At 64.0% G+C, this 12,773-nt stretch carries 12 protein-coding genes, 1 tRNA gene and 3 pseudogenes; 4 read left to right on the forward strand and 12 right to left on the reverse strand.

Going from position 1 to position 12,773, the window contains the following annotated elements; all coding sequences use genetic code 11:
* Window positions 1-7: 7 nt before the first annotated feature.
* The 4 genes from BMY22_RS16290 to BMY22_RS16300 all read right to left on the reverse strand — a co-directional run bounded on the left by BMY22_RS16290 (window position 8) and on the right by BMY22_RS16300 (window position 3,176).
* Complete coding sequence (locus BMY22_RS16290; RefSeq protein ID WP_244158890.1) at window positions 8-673, reverse strand: SIR2 family protein; 666 nt, start codon at window positions 671-673, stop codon at window positions 8-10.
* A gap of 66 nt (window positions 674-739) precedes the next feature.
* Window positions 740-1,012: a hypothetical protein gene (locus BMY22_RS24940; RefSeq protein WP_244158891.1), complete on the reverse strand. Its 273-nt coding sequence runs from the start codon at window positions 1,010-1,012 to the stop codon at window positions 740-742.
* 321 nt (window positions 1,013-1,333) lie between these two features.
* A complete protein-coding gene (locus BMY22_RS24945) occupies window positions 1,334-1,585 on the reverse strand; it encodes a hypothetical protein (RefSeq protein ID WP_244158892.1) in 252 nt (83 codons plus the stop codon).
* 145 nt (window positions 1,586-1,730) lie between these two features.
* Complete coding sequence (locus BMY22_RS16300) at window positions 1,731-3,176, reverse strand: SulP family inorganic anion transporter (protein WP_090623857.1); 1,446 nt, start codon at window positions 3,174-3,176, stop codon at window positions 1,731-1,733.
* A 225-nt stretch (window positions 3,177-3,401) separates the two neighbouring features.
* On the opposite strand from BMY22_RS16300, the gene BMY22_RS16305 reads away from it, so the two are divergent.
* Entirely contained in the window at window positions 3,402-3,680 is a 279-nt protein-coding gene (locus BMY22_RS16305) for a type II toxin-antitoxin system RelE/ParE family toxin (RefSeq protein WP_090623859.1), read from the forward strand.
* Window positions 3,681-3,693: 13 nt separating this feature from the next.
* Complete coding sequence (locus BMY22_RS16310; protein WP_012702698.1) at window positions 3,694-3,981, forward strand: HigA family addiction module antitoxin; 288 nt, start codon at window positions 3,694-3,696, stop codon at window positions 3,979-3,981.
* A 184-nt stretch (window positions 3,982-4,165) separates the two neighbouring features.
* On the opposite strand, the pseudogene BMY22_RS24950 reads toward BMY22_RS16310, so the two are convergent.
* Together BMY22_RS24950 and BMY22_RS16315 are read right to left on the reverse strand one after the other, a co-directional pair.
* A pseudogene (locus BMY22_RS24950) lies at window positions 4,166-4,285 on the reverse strand (DUF4172 domain-containing protein); the annotation flags it as partial.
* Window positions 4,286-4,386: 101 nt separating this feature from the next.
* Entirely contained in the window at window positions 4,387-5,274 is an 888-nt protein-coding gene (locus BMY22_RS16315; protein WP_090623860.1) for a LysR family transcriptional regulator, read from the reverse strand.
* Between the two features lie 118 nt (window positions 5,275-5,392).
* On the opposite strand from BMY22_RS16315, the gene BMY22_RS16320 reads away from it, so the two are divergent.
* Complete coding sequence (locus BMY22_RS16320) at window positions 5,393-6,613, forward strand: benzoate/H(+) symporter BenE family transporter (protein ID WP_090623862.1); 1,221 nt, start codon at window positions 5,393-5,395, stop codon at window positions 6,611-6,613.
* Between the two features lie 173 nt (window positions 6,614-6,786).
* Here the strand turns inward: BMY22_RS16320 and BMY22_RS16325 are convergent, their stop codons facing one another.
* The 3 genes from BMY22_RS16325 to BMY22_RS16335 form a co-directional block, all read right to left on the reverse strand.
* The gene (locus BMY22_RS16325) at window positions 6,787-7,608 is read right to left on the reverse strand and encodes an amino acid kinase family protein (protein ID WP_090623863.1); all 822 of its coding nucleotides are present in this window, start codon (window positions 7,606-7,608) and stop codon (window positions 6,787-6,789) included.
* An 11-nt stretch (window positions 7,609-7,619) separates the two neighbouring features.
* The gene (locus BMY22_RS16330; protein WP_090623865.1) at window positions 7,620-8,432 is read right to left on the reverse strand and encodes an amino acid kinase family protein; all 813 of its coding nucleotides are present in this window, start codon (window positions 8,430-8,432) and stop codon (window positions 7,620-7,622) included.
* 462 nt (window positions 8,433-8,894) lie between these two features.
* Complete coding sequence (locus BMY22_RS16335) at window positions 8,895-10,205, reverse strand: MFS transporter (protein WP_090623866.1); 1,311 nt, start codon at window positions 10,203-10,205, stop codon at window positions 8,895-8,897.
* 244 nt (window positions 10,206-10,449) lie between these two features.
* Between BMY22_RS16335 and BMY22_RS16340 the strand changes: the two genes are divergently transcribed.
* A tRNA-Met gene (locus tag BMY22_RS16340) sits at window positions 10,450-10,526 on the forward strand.
* A 51-nt stretch (window positions 10,527-10,577) separates the two neighbouring features.
* Here BMY22_RS16340 and BMY22_RS16345 read toward each other — a convergent pair.
* The 3 genes and pseudogenes from BMY22_RS16345 to BMY22_RS16355 form a co-directional block, all read right to left on the reverse strand.
* Window positions 10,578-11,571: pseudogene (locus BMY22_RS16345) on the reverse strand (phage integrase).
* Window positions 11,568-12,362, reverse strand: a pseudogene (locus BMY22_RS16350) (hypothetical protein); the annotation flags it as partial. The pseudogenes BMY22_RS16345 and BMY22_RS16350, both read right to left, overlap by 4 nt.
* A gap of 12 nt (window positions 12,363-12,374) precedes the next feature.
* Window positions 12,375-12,773 (reverse strand): RNA-guided endonuclease InsQ/TnpB family protein (locus BMY22_RS16355; RefSeq protein WP_143068515.1); only part of this gene is annotated, 399 nt, incomplete at its 5' end.

Consider the following 12,773-nt stretch of genomic DNA (forward strand, 5'->3'; position numbering starts at 1 on the left):
CTTCTTCCTACATAATGAGTGACAGATAACCCGCAAGACTCCAAATATTTTTCTCAACTATTAATGGAGCCTTACCCAGCGAGGAGTACACTATCGATTGTTCGTCTGTTCCTCCTCGCTCTATTGCTAGGTAATTCTGCGCTCCACCTTCAAAAATTACTCTCTTGGCAGCATCTGAAAGCGCATAAGTAATAATAGTTATAGGCGTCTTCTGGCGAAGACATTTCGCCATGAGTTTTGGCTGAATATGCTCATCATTGAATCCGTAGCCTACGCATAGGTACGAATTAGCACTGGTAATAGCCTGATCGGCACTATTAATAATGGATCGGTATGGCTCTAAATGCGTCCTTTGGTATTTTTGGGTTCCAGGAGTTACGATTTGCGGCTCGTAGCCTTTGGGTATTCCGTCAATATTTGAGAGAGCGACGATATCCCCTAGAGGAGACTTGAACCAGTCCAGAGAGCCATGGACCTTCCAGATGTTCACCCTGCGAGGAGACGTGATTTCATTTGGGGCGGATAGCTGACGAAAGAACCCGTATGTGAAGCCTGTATAATGGTGGAGCCTTTTTTGTTCGCAGGCATACTCTGCAAGCCTATCATAGTTAGTTGTAACGATATTTATTATTCTAATACTAGTTTGTAACATATGATCAAGCAGACGCCCCAACGAAAACATCTCTTTGGTTTGAAGGCTTTCGCGAAAAACCTGGCCATCTTCGGAGTTAATTAGCGTCTAGGTGGCTTGGATAATTCTAGCGGTCAGCGCTTCGGAAACAGCTACCTGATGGAGCGCAGCCTCTAGGTCAATGCCCCCCTTTAAAACTTGGCAAAAACCCTCCCAAGCCTCAAGTTCGGCAGCAGATAAGGCAGAAACATCGGTATGTGCGACTAGATGCTTCGCAAGTGCGCCCATTCCAGACAAACCATATGCAGCCGATGCACCACTGCCGAGGATGATGAGGGGAGCGTTACTGTAATAGTCCTGCGCTTGCTTATGAAAATCCATATTCGAAGATTCCAAATTATCCTTACAAACAGGGGAAACCGCACACCAACAACAACATTACGACCGCAATGCTTTATTTCATTTTCATTTGCAGACCCAGCATTGACTGCTGGTATTTTAAGATTGGTTTTTAATATGTTGCTCCCGCTATGAATGCCACTTCTGGTTGCTGTACTACTTCGCTCTGCCTTCGCGCTCAGTTTCCGAACCTAGTCGGTAGCTGTCTCACGCGAGACCCTCCCTTCTGGCCGGTTTTTGCCTATCGCGATGAGTCGGTTGGGGACGCGAAACCTTATCAGGTTGCACGATCTCTCGGTCAACTCAGAATGAAACTTTATTTTTATCCCATACCGACCTCAGCCAAAAAACGCCACCAGCCAGCCAATGAACACTCTCAGTCGTGGCGTCAAGTACCGGTGATGAGGCCATCAGCAACGCCGGCGACAGGTACTGCGGTAGCAGCTCGACCAGGCTGCAGGCAATCAGCATTGAATCGCTCAGCCCACCAATCCACACCACACCACACCACACCACACCACACAATTCCATCTTCGCGCACCAAGTCAAGATCATCCGCTCAGCGAACCTAATCTCCAAGTCGATTCCGGGTAACGCGCATGGAAGTCCGGCAGGACCGGAATCACCACGACGGCTCTCTCCTCCGACTTTCAGCACTGCGCCATCGCAAACTCGGCAATCAACCCCGCAGCCCCTCCCTTCACTCATGCTGCACCCCCGCCCGCTTGAGCAGTTGCCTGCAGCGCTCGGACAGGTGCAACACGCTCAGGTGCTTGCCGGCCTTGGCGTAGCGCTCGCGCAGGGTCTTCAGCGCGGCGATGGCCGAGTAGTCGACGAAGCTCAGGTGGCGGCAATCCAGGGTCACCTGGGGCGGGTCGCCGGCGGGGTCGAACTGGTTGAGGAAGGGCGTCGTGGAGGCGAAGAACAGCGTGCCGTGCAGGCGGTAGAGCTTGCTGCCGTCGGCTTCCCGATGGGTGTCGGCGTACAGCTCGCGGGCCTGCTGCCAGGCGAAGTTGAGCGCGGCGATGACGATCCCGCAGAGCACGGCGGTGGCCAGGTCGGTGAACACGGTGACGATGGTCACCGCGACGATCACCAGCGCGTCGTTCAGCGGCACCTTGTCGAGCACCCGCAGGGAGGCCCAGGCGAAGGTCTGCTGCGCCACCACGAACATCACCCCGACCAGCGCGGCGAGCGGGATGCGCTCGATCAGCGGCGAGAGGAACAGCACGAAGAGCAGGATCATCACCCCGGCGACCACGCCGGAGAGCCGGCCGCGGCCGCCGGAGCTGAGGTTGATCATGGTCTGGCCGATCATCGCGCAGCCGCCCATGCCGCCGAACAGGCCGGACACCAGGTTGGCCGCGCCCAGCGCCGCGCACTCGCGGTCCGGATAGCCGCGGCTCTCGGTGATCTCGTCGGTGAGGTTCAGGGTCAGCAGGGTTTCCAGCAGGCCGACCAGCGCCATCAGCACCGCATAAGGGGTAACGATGGCCAGGGTTTCCAGGTTCCAGGGCACGTCCGGCACGGCCGGGACGGGCAGGCCGCCGGCGATGTGCGCCATGTCGCCGAGGGTATGGGTCGGCAGGCCGAGCAGCCAGACCGCCAGGCCGACGCCGAGGATCGCCGCCAGCGCCGGCGGCACGGCGCGGGTCAGGCGCGGCAGCAGGTAGACGATGGCCATGGTCGTCGCCACCAGCCCGAGCATCAGGTAGAGCGGCATGCCGCTCAGCCAGGCCTCGCCGTCCTTGAAGTGCTCCAGCTGGGCCAGGGCGATGATGATCGCCAGGCCGTTGACGAAGCCGAGCATCACCGGATGCGGCACCATGCGCACCAGCTTGCCCAGGCGCAACAGGCCGAAGGCAACCATGATCAGCCCGCCGAGCAGCACGGTGGCGAGCAGGTACTGCACGCCATGCTGCACCACCAGCGCGACGATCACCACGGCCATCGAGCCGGCGGCGCCGGACACCATGCCCGGACGGCCGCCGAACAGGGCGGTGAGTGTGCAGATGATGAAGGCGCCGTAGAGTCCCATCAGCGGGTTGAGGTGGGCGACCAGGGCGAAGGCGATGCACTCGGGCACCAGGGCGAAAGACGTGGTGAGTCCGGCCAGGACATCGGCACGCAGATGTTTCGGTTTCATCGTTTACCTGAGCTGTTGATCGGCGAAGCCGGCCGCAGGGGGATGGCTGGAAAAAAGGGCTTCGGATGTTACGGATTCGAGGCGGGCAGGGCCAGCCATTGGATGGGCGCCACAAGGCAAGTGCATGAGCATGTAGGAGCGAATTCATTCGCGACGCTTCCGGTCTTGCCGATGAGCATACGTCACGATTGCGAACCGTGATGCGTTAAGTCACACTGCAAACCCATGATCATCAGCTTTCAGCACAAGGGCCTTCGCCTCTTTTACGAGACGGGCTCAACCAAGGGGATTCGCGCCGATCATGCCAAACGTCTGGCCCGCATGCTGGCCTTCATGGATCGAGCCACAGCGCCGGGAGACCTCGACCTTCCGGGCTGGAGACTCCACCCCCTCAAGGGGGATCGCGCGGAGTTCTGGTCGCTGACCGTCAGCGGCAATTGGCGGGTGATTTTCCGCTTTGCCGGCAACGATATCGAACTGGTCGACTACCTCGACTACCACTGAACAGGAGGGCGACATGGCCATGTTCAACCCACCGCATCCGGGGGAAACGCTCCTCGAAGACGTGCTCCCCGAATTGGATATCAGCATTGCCGAGCTTGCCCGTCGGCTGGGCTTCGCGCGAGAAACCCTGTCTCGCATCCTGCACGGACGCGCCCCTATCAGCCCGGACCTGGCCGTTCGCCTGGAAATGGCCGGTATCGGTACGGCACGTACCTGGCTTGGCGTACAGGCCGATTACGACCTGTGGCAAGCCCGGCACCGCGAGCAGCCCCGCATAGAGCGATTCGCCTCGATTGCCTGATACGACACAGGACCCGGGCACCAAGCCTGGGTCTCATCCGCGCGCCCGAGCGCCCGCTCGCCTCAGGATAAAACCCCGCTTTCACCCCCTCACCCGAACACCCCCATCAAGCAATCGATGAACACCCGCAAACGCGGCGCCGGGTGTCGGGCATTCGCGACGCTTCCAGTTTTGCCGATGACTGCTACAGGGGAATATCGGGCACGCCGGAGGCCGGCCAGTCGATCTGGTAGCGGGTGCTGCGCCCGCCGCCGGGCAGGCGGACCAGGCAGCCCTTGTCGAGCAGGTCGCCGAGGTGGCGGGTGGTGAGCCGATTACGGAGGTTATTCGGCTCATTCGGTGAGCCGATTAAGGGAGCTATTCGGCTCAGGGTGCAGCCGCGAGTCGATGGTTGCCGCCCCGCCCTCAGCCGAACAGCGCCACCAGCCAGTCGATGAACACCCGCAGGCGCGGCGTCAGGTGGCGGTGATGGGGATAGAGCACGGTCAGCGGCAGTGCCGGCGGCGGGTGTTGCGGTAGCAGTTCGACCAGGCTGCCGGCGGCCAGCTGGCGTTCGACGTGGTAGCGCGGCACCTGGACGATCCCCAGCCCCGCCTCGCAGGCCGCCACGTAGGCTTCGCCGTGGTTGACCGCCAGGCTGGCCGGCAGGCTGCGCGTCTCGATGCGGCCGTCGACGGCGAACTCCAGCGGCGCCAAGCGCCCGGTGGTGGGCGAGAGGTAGTCGACGCAGCGGTGCCCCTCCAGTTCGTCGAGGCTGGCCGGCAGGCCGTGGCGGGCCAGGTAGCCGGCGCTGGCGCAGGTGATCTGGGGCAGCGCCGGCAGGCTGCGGGCGATCAGCGTCGAGTCGCTCAGCCCGCCGATCCGCACCACGCAGTCCACTCCTTCGCGCACCAGGTCGATCATCCGGTCGCCGATGCCGAGTTCCAGGCTGATTTCCGGGTAGCGGGCGTAGAAGTCCGGCAGCGCCGGGATCACCAGCAGGCGGCCGAGGGAGGCCGGCAGGTCGATCTTCAGCCGGCCGCGCGGGTGCCCGGCGCTCTGCGACAGCACGCTCTCCACCTCCTCGATCTCGCCGAGGACCGACAGGCAGTGCTGGTAGTAGGAGCGCCCGTCGAGGGTGGCGCTGACCTGCCGGGTGGTGCGCTGCAGCAGGCGCACGCCGAGGTGGCTCTCCAGTTGCCGGATCAGCGCGCTGGCCGAGGCGCGGGACATGCCCTGCTGCTCGGCGGCCTTGCTGAAGCTGCCGAGTTCGACGATGCGGGCGAAGAGCTGCATGGCCTGGAAGCGGTCCATGGCGCGGGCCTTTGTTCGTGAAAGCCGAACAGTGTTGCCGGTTTTCGCGGCTTTATCCATCCAGGCAATGACAATAAGGTGGAGCCTCGTCCGCACAGCCGCCAGGAGCCGAGCCCGCATGCAGCCCCTCACCCTCCACAAGGATTTCTCGCTGTCCGCCGTCACCGCCGGCTTCCTCGCCGTGCTGATCTCCTATTCCGGCCCACTGGTGATCTTCTTCCAGGCCGCGCAGAGCGCCGGGATTTCCGCCGGGATGATGTCCTCCTGGGTCTGGGCCATCTCCATCGGCGCGGCGCTGTCCGGCATCCTGCTCAGCCTCTGGCTCAGGGTGCCGGTGGTGACCGCCTGGTCCGCGCCCGGCACCGCCCTGCTGGTCACCTTGTTCCCGGCGCTCAGCCTCAACGAGGCGGTGGGCGCCTACCTCACGGCGGGCGCGATCCTCTTCCTGATCGGCATTTCCGGCTGGTTCGACCGGCTGGTGCAGGCCATTCCCCGAGGCATCGCCTACGCCATGATGGCCGGCATCCTGTTCCAGTTCGGCATCGGCGCCTTCCAGTCGGTGGCCTCGATGCCGGCGCTGGCCTTCGGCATGCTCATCGCCTACCTGGTGTTCAAGCGCCTGTTCCCGCGCTACTGCCTGGTGCTGCTCTTGGTCGTCGGCGTGGCCCTGGCCGTCGGCCTGGAAGGCAGCAACCTCGCCGGCATCGGCGCGAGCCTGGCCGCGCCGCAGTTCATCGCGCCGCAATGGAGCTGGAGTTCGACCCTGAGCCTGGCCATTCCGCTGGTGCTGGTCAGCCTGACCGGGCAGTTCCTGCCCGGCATGGCCATCCTGCGCAACGCCGGCTACGACACCCCGGCCAGGCCGGTGCTCGCCACCACCGGGCTGGCCTCGCTGGCGGTGGCCTGCTTCGGCGGCATCAGCATCGTCATCGCCGCCATCACCGCCGCCCTGTGCACCGGCCGGGACGCCCACGAGGACCCGGACAAGCGCTACGTCGCCGGCGTCGCCAACGGCGTCTTCTACCTGCTCGGCGGCACCTTCGCCGGCACCCTCATCCTGCTGTTCAGCGCCATGCCGAAGACCTTCGTCGCCGTGCTCGCCGGCCTGGCGCTGATCGGCGCCATCACCAGCAACGTGATGGGCGCGGTGAACGAGGAGGAGCACCGCGAGGCGTCCATGCTGACCTTCCTCGCCACGGCTTCGGGGATGAACTTCTTCGGCCTGGGCTCGGCCTTCTGGGGGGTGGTGATCGGCGCCCTCGCCTACCTGATCCTGCACAAGACGGGCTGGATGCCGAAGAACCTGCTCGCCGGCCTGGTCGCGCCGGGCCGGGACTAGGGGATGTCGACGCTTCGACCCCGAGGGGTTGATGACGGTCGAGGAAATGGCTCCACCGGATGCGCGCGAGCTGCCCGTGGCATTTCTGGTCGCTTGGCATCCGTGCCCATCCCTCCGTATTCGTCCGCCGCGCCCCCCGGAAACCCGGGCGGCGCGGACGGAGGAGCGGGGACTCAGGCCGAGCGCGCCCCGGTACGGATGATGGTCCCGACGTGCTCGCCGCGCAGCGCGGCGGTGAGGCGACCCGGCACGAGGCCGTTCACCACCTGCACGCGCTCGAGCTGGCGGGCGGTTGCCATGACGTCAAGGAGTGCACGGTCGAGCGGCAGCGGGCCTTCGAGCTTCGCGAGGTCGGCGGCACTGGTCTCGGCGAGGAACTGCGCCTTGCCGGCGTCGGGGCCGTTCGGGTCGGCGGTATAGACCCCGTCGACGTCCTCGACGATGGTCAGGCCGGCCGCGCCGAGCGCGTCGGCGACCAGGAAGGCGCCGGTGTCGGCACGGTGCGGCGGGATGCGCGAGCCCGGGAACTCGTGGTGGTGGTAGGGCGGGTAGGCGCTGCCGACCACGGCGCGGGTGGCGGCGAGGTGGATGGCGAGCTGGCTCTCGATGGTCGGGTGGTCGACGTAGGAGACGCCCTCGGCGGCGAGCATCGCGGCGAGGATGTGGCCGTTCTGCCCGGCTTCGCTGGCCGCCAGCGGGGCGAGCGAGCCGACCGGCAGGCCGAGGTCGAGGCCGACGCTGAAGACGTGGCGGGCACGGATGCCGGCACCGGTCAGGATCAGCAGGCGGTGCTCGGGCAGCAGCTTGCGCAGTTCCTCGACGAGCGGCAGGATCGCGTCGGCGCCGCGGTCCATGAGGCGACCGCCGATCTTGACGACCTGCAGCCAGGGCAGCAGGCGGATCGGGCGCTTGTCGGCGACCGGGCGGGTCAGGTCGCGGTCCTGGAGGGTCTGGCTCGCGAGCGGCGAGAGAACATGCTTGATGGTGTTGGTCATGGCCGTGCTCCTCAGCTCGCGGTGATGATGGTGCCGACGTGCTCGCCTGCGAGCGCGCGGGTCAGGTTGCCGGGGATGAGGCCGTTGACGACCTGCACTTCACGGATGTGCTGGGCATTCTGCAGCAGGTCGAGCACCGGGAATTCGAGGATCGAGTCGTGCAGACCCTTCTCCTTCATCTCGTCGACGGAGATCTTCGGGATGAAGGTGGCGTCCTTCGAGGTCTTCGGGTTGGCGGTGTAGAGACCGTTCTCGTCCTTCACGTAGATCATCTGCCTGCAGCCGAACTGCTCGGCCAGCAGGAAGCAGCCGGCGTCGGTGCGGTAGGGCGGAATCACGCCTTCGGCGGAGGGACGCATCCACAGCTTGTAGGGCGGCATGCCGCTGAAGACGACGGCGTTGACTTCGGCGAGCGACAGCGGCACGGCGGAAAGGCCGGCGCCACCGACCACCGGGATACCGTACTGGGCCAGCAGCTGGCCGAGCATGGCGGCGTTCTGGTCGGCCACCGAGGAGCCGAGCTGGGCGAGCACGCCGGCCGGCAGGCCGAGGCCGGCGGCGATCGAGTAGAGATGGCGGGCGCGGGTGCCGGCGCCGGTGCCGATCAGCAGCTTGTGGTTCTTGCGGGCGGCGACGATTTCCTCCACCAGCGGGTAGACCGCCGCACGGCCGCGGTCGATGACGCTCTGGCCGCCGATCTTGAGGACGGTTGCGTTCGGCAGAATCCGGAAGTCCGCGGCCTGCGCCGCTGCCGCCAGAAGCTGCGGGTCGGTCAGCGAGCGCTGCATGAGGAGCTCTTCGAGCTCCGCTGTCGAGTTGGTCATGGGAGGTCCTTTGGTCGTTTCGTTGCTATTCACCGCAGTACTGCTCGGCAAATCCGCGAGCCCTGACACCACTTGGTGAAATATCCGGGATCGCGTTCGAGAGATTGTGATGGTCGGATATACCCATAACAGGCATATCGAAATGGAAGCTTAGGCAATAGCGTTCTATAGATGCAACCATATGAATCGAGGTTCCGGCACCGAAAAGCCGGCGAATTTGCAATAACCCGATGGATGCTCACCGATGGGCGCTGGTCGAATGAGCCTCAAGCCTCCGCCGGCGGCCCTGGACGAGCGTCCGCTCTCAGGGGCAACGGCCCAACGGCAAACGCCCCGAGCACGTCGGGGCGCTTGTTCAAGCCGCTGTTTCGCACAGCCTGCGAAAGATCGGCCTTTTTCGTTGCCGCCCCATCATCCCCGGGTGCCCTGCCGCCCCCCCCCGCCATGACGGGTCCGCGGGGCTCAGACGACCGTCGCCAACTGCGGGGCGCCGCGCCGCCACAACCCGGCGCCGGCCAGGATGAACAGCAGGCACAGCGCGCCGACATAGTAGGCCGGGCCCAGCGGGCTCCACTTCAGCAGCAGGCTGACCAGGATCGGCGTCGAGCCGCCGCAGATGGCGTAGGCCAGGTTGTAGGAGAACGACAGCCCGGAGAAGCGCACCGCCGCCGGGAACGCCTTGACCATCACCATCGGGATCGCGCCGATGGTGCCCACGCTGAGGCCGGCCAGGGCGTACAGCGGCAGCAGCAGGTCGCGGTGGCTGGCGATGCTGGCGTAGAACAGCGAGGAACTCGAGAGCAGCAGCAGGCCGCCGAAGACGAAGGTCGGCCCCGCGCCGAAGCGGTCCGCCGAGAGGCCGGCCAGCACGCAGCCGATGGTCAGGCCGACGATCGCCAGGCTGTTGGCCTGCAACGCCTCGGCCGGGGCGAAGCCGTGCAGGGTCTGCAGCAGGGTCGGGGTCATCAGGATCACCACCACGATGCCGGCCGACAGCACCCAGGTCAGCAGCATCGACAGCAGCACCGCCGGACGGTGCTCGCGCAGCACCGCCTTGAGAGGCAGCTCCGCGGCCAACGACTGGCGCAGCTGCAGCTCGGCGAACACCGGGGTTTCGTGCAGCCAGCGGCGCAGGTAGACCGAGACCAGACCGAACACCCCGCCGAGCAGAAAGGGAATCCGCCAGGCGTAGTCGGCCAGCTCCGCGGGGCTGAACACCCGGTTGATCGCGCTGGCGGTCAGCGAGCCGAGCAGGATGCCGGCGGTCAGTCCGGCGGTCAGAGTGCTGCAGGCGAAGCCGATGCGCCGCTCCGGCACATGCTCGGAGACGAACACCCAGGCCCCCGGCACCTCGCCGCCGATCGCCGCGCCCTGCACCACGCGCAGGCTCAGCAGCGCCAGCGGCGCCCAGATGCCGATCTGCGCGTAGGTCGGCAAGAGGCCCATGCACAGGGTCGGCACGGCCATCATGAAGATGCTCAGGGTGAACATCCGCTTGCGCCCGAGCAGGTCGCCGAAGTGGGCCATGACGATCCCGCCCAGCGGCCGCGCCAGGTAACCGGCGGCGAAGATCCCGAAGGTCTGCAACTGGCGCAGCCACTCGGGCATCTCGGCGGGGAAGAACAGCTTGCCGACCACCGCCGCGAAGAACACGAAAATGATGAAGTCGTAGAACTCCAGCGCACCGCCCAGGGCGGAGAGCGAGAGGGTCTTGAAGTCGCTGCGGGACAACGGGCGCGCCACGGGCGCAGTGCTGGAGTGCTCGGCGAACATAGGGGCAGGCTCTCGGGAAGGGGGCGACGGAACGGCCGGCGCACCATAGCAAATTACACACCACGGGGCAGCTTTCCGAGCCAGCTCGCTTCCCCGTGGGGCGCAGCTCACGACGCTCCTGCCATCCGGCAGCGGCAGGCCTCCTTCGGCGCCCCCTGCCATCGGCAACACCCGGATTTTCCTGATTTTTTTGTCGAACGAGGGTTGACACCCGAAATGCCGGAGAGAATAATACGCGCCACTTGGCTACATAGCTCAGTCGGTTAGAGCGCAGCATTCATAATGCTGATGTCCCAGGTTCAAGTCCCGGTGTAGCCACCAAACAAAACAAGGGGTTAGCGAAAGCTGACCCCTTTTTTGTTGCGCCGGTGACTACGAAGTGACTACAGCGTGTCCACACTGAGCCAGCGGCGAAAACCGCAACGCCGACTCCAGGTGCTCAGGCGACAAATGCGCGTACCGCATGGTCATCTTGATATCACCGTGCCCCAAGATTCGCTGCAACGCCAGGATGTCACCACCGCCCATCATGTAATGACTGGCGAACGTATGCCGCAGAATATGGGTTAACTGCCCAGGCGTATCGAAGCCACAACGCAGGTAAGCACCACGGAACGCCGAACGACAGGACATGAACAGCCGTCCCGTTCCAGGCATGCCGACCTCGAGGACGAACCGCTCCAACTGCCGGGATCGGAACCGCCCTACTCTGCCGATTCTTGGTCCGGTGATAGTGCACCTTCCCACCGAACACCGCCGACCGCTGCAGGCTTTCCGCCTCTTCCCAACGCGCCCCGGTAGCCAGGCAAAGCAACGCCACCGGATAGGTATGATTGTTGGTACTGCGCCGACACTCCTCAAGGAGTCGGTCAATCTGAGGAAGCTCAAGAAAGGACAGCTCGACCTGGTCCGTCTTGATCTGCCGGATTCCCTCAATAGGGTTTTCCCCCGTCCAGGCCCCCAGCCGCGCCAACTCCGAAAACACCGCCGACAAATAGCGTTGCTCATGATTAACCGTATGCGGCGACACCTCGGACAACCGAGTCTGCCGATAACGCGCCCAGGCCAGCGAATCGAACGACGACGCCAACGGATTACCCAACCGTTCGGCGATCGCCAGAGTCCGACTCAGACGATACTTGGCATCCTTGAGCGTGCAGCCATGCAGCTCATGCCACAGGTTCACCAGATCGGCCAGACGATCATCCAGCGGGCGCCCTGTAGACGATAGCGAAGCGAAAAAATCCTGCTCATAGCGCAGAGCAGCCGACTTGGTCGGAAAGCCCTTTTTGCGAATCCGCCGCCCGGACCGGCCATTCTCGTAAAAGTCGGCCGTCCAGGTCTTGCCATCCTTGCGCGCCGTCATACGGCACGCCCCCAACGCACCACCCGGAGTTGCATCAGCTCCTGAATGTGCCGGTAGATGTCGCGCTCGCTTTTACCCTTGGCCGCGTAATGGTCGCGAATGACCGACCAGCATTCCCAGTCCTGCAGACGCTCGAACGCCCGCTGAGCCCCGACACGCTCACGGACCAGGAGCGATACGAAGTTTCCCAGGAAAAGCTCGACACTCTTGCCGCTGAATCCCCGAGAAGTCTTGTAGTGCCGGCGATAGTCGGTGTCCTCGACCAGCGATGCAGCCTCGACAAAGACCCGCACGTCGGAACGGATCAACGTCCAGAAAGCGTCATACATGCCAGGCCGGACCAGGAGCTTGAACGCCTGCAGACCGTATTGCCACAGACCTTGAAGATGAGCAGCAAACTCGGCAAAGGTACGAGTATCGATCATCGCCCCGGTACGAATATCCGCAGAACCATCGGCGAACTGCTGAACAACGCCATGATGGAAACGCAGCTCGATACGCCAGACCGGCAAGGCAGGGTCATAGTTGAACGGATCTGACTCATCGAACGGGTTATCGGTGCGCCGCCAGACCGATTCCCAATAGTCCAGCTTGTCGATAGCCCGCGCCTGGGCGGTCTTGTCGTAAATCGCCAGCTGCATCCCGGACGCGGAGCCGAACAGAAACGACTTTCCGCGACCGTAAACGGCGGCCCTTTCGTCGTACTCGATACGCTCGACACCGGAAAAATCCCGCTGGGCACGCGCCCGACAATGCATGCGCGCCACCAGATCGGCAGGCGGATACCAACCGTTCTGTTAGACCTATCCAAAGCTACCCATAGGTAGCTTTTTGCTAACTTCCTGCTTCGACGGGGCCGGTTTCACCCTGGCGTTGCCGCCAGGGCCAGCGCCTTCCCCTCCACAGGCTGACACCGTGGAACTCACGGCGTAATGCTTCAGATTGATTGCCGCGTTGCCGTCCCGGTCGTGCCGGGTCTGGCAGTCCGGGCACGTCCAGGTACGCACCGCCAACGGCAGGCTCTCCCGCACCTGCCCACAGCACGAGCAGGTCTTGCTGCTGGCGAACCAGCGATCCGCCACCACCACCTCGCCGCCGCGCATCTCGCTCTTGTAGTCGAGCTGGCGGCGGAACTCGAAGAACCCCATGTCCGCGATGGAGCGTGCCAGACGGCGGTTCTTCATCATCCCGGCCACGTTCAA

Origin of the sequence: Azotobacter beijerinckii (assembly GCF_900110885.1) — a bacterium.
GTDB lineage: Bacteria > Pseudomonadota > Gammaproteobacteria > Pseudomonadales > Pseudomonadaceae > Azotobacter > Azotobacter beijerinckii.

What these genes read in the sequence shown, in the direction of transcription:
- BMY22_RS16300 (WP_090623857.1), bottom strand. Translation starts at nt 3,176, where the DNA reads ATGAAACCGAAACATCTGCGTGCCGATGTCCTGGCCGGACTCACCACG.
- BMY22_RS16320 (WP_090623862.1), top strand. Translation starts at nt 5,393, where the DNA reads ATGCAGCCCCTCACCCTCCACAAGGATTTCTCGCTGTCCGCCGTCACC.
- BMY22_RS16315 (WP_090623860.1), bottom strand. Translation starts at nt 5,274, where the DNA reads ATGGACCGCTTCCAGGCCATGCAGCTCTTCGCCCGCATCGTCGAACTC.
- BMY22_RS16335 (WP_090623866.1), bottom strand. Translation starts at nt 10,205, where the DNA reads ATGTTCGCCGAGCACTCCAGCACTGCGCCCGTGGCGCGCCCGTTGTCC.
- BMY22_RS16330 (WP_090623865.1), bottom strand. Translation starts at nt 8,432, where the DNA reads ATGACCAACTCGACAGCGGAGCTCGAAGAGCTCCTCATGCAGCGCTCG.
- BMY22_RS16305 (WP_090623859.1), top strand. Translation starts at nt 3,402, where the DNA reads ATGATCATCAGCTTTCAGCACAAGGGCCTTCGCCTCTTTTACGAGACG.
- BMY22_RS24945 (WP_244158892.1), bottom strand. Translation starts at nt 1,585, where the DNA reads ATGATCTTGACTTGGTGCGCGAAGATGGAATTGTGTGGTGTGGTGTGG.
- BMY22_RS16325 (WP_090623863.1), bottom strand. Translation starts at nt 7,608, where the DNA reads ATGACCAACACCATCAAGCATGTTCTCTCGCCGCTCGCGAGCCAGACC.
- BMY22_RS16310 (WP_012702698.1), top strand. Translation starts at nt 3,694, where the DNA reads ATGGCCATGTTCAACCCACCGCATCCGGGGGAAACGCTCCTCGAAGAC.
- BMY22_RS24940 (WP_244158891.1), bottom strand. Translation starts at nt 1,012, where the DNA reads ATGGATTTTCATAAGCAAGCGCAGGACTATTACAGTAACGCTCCCCTC.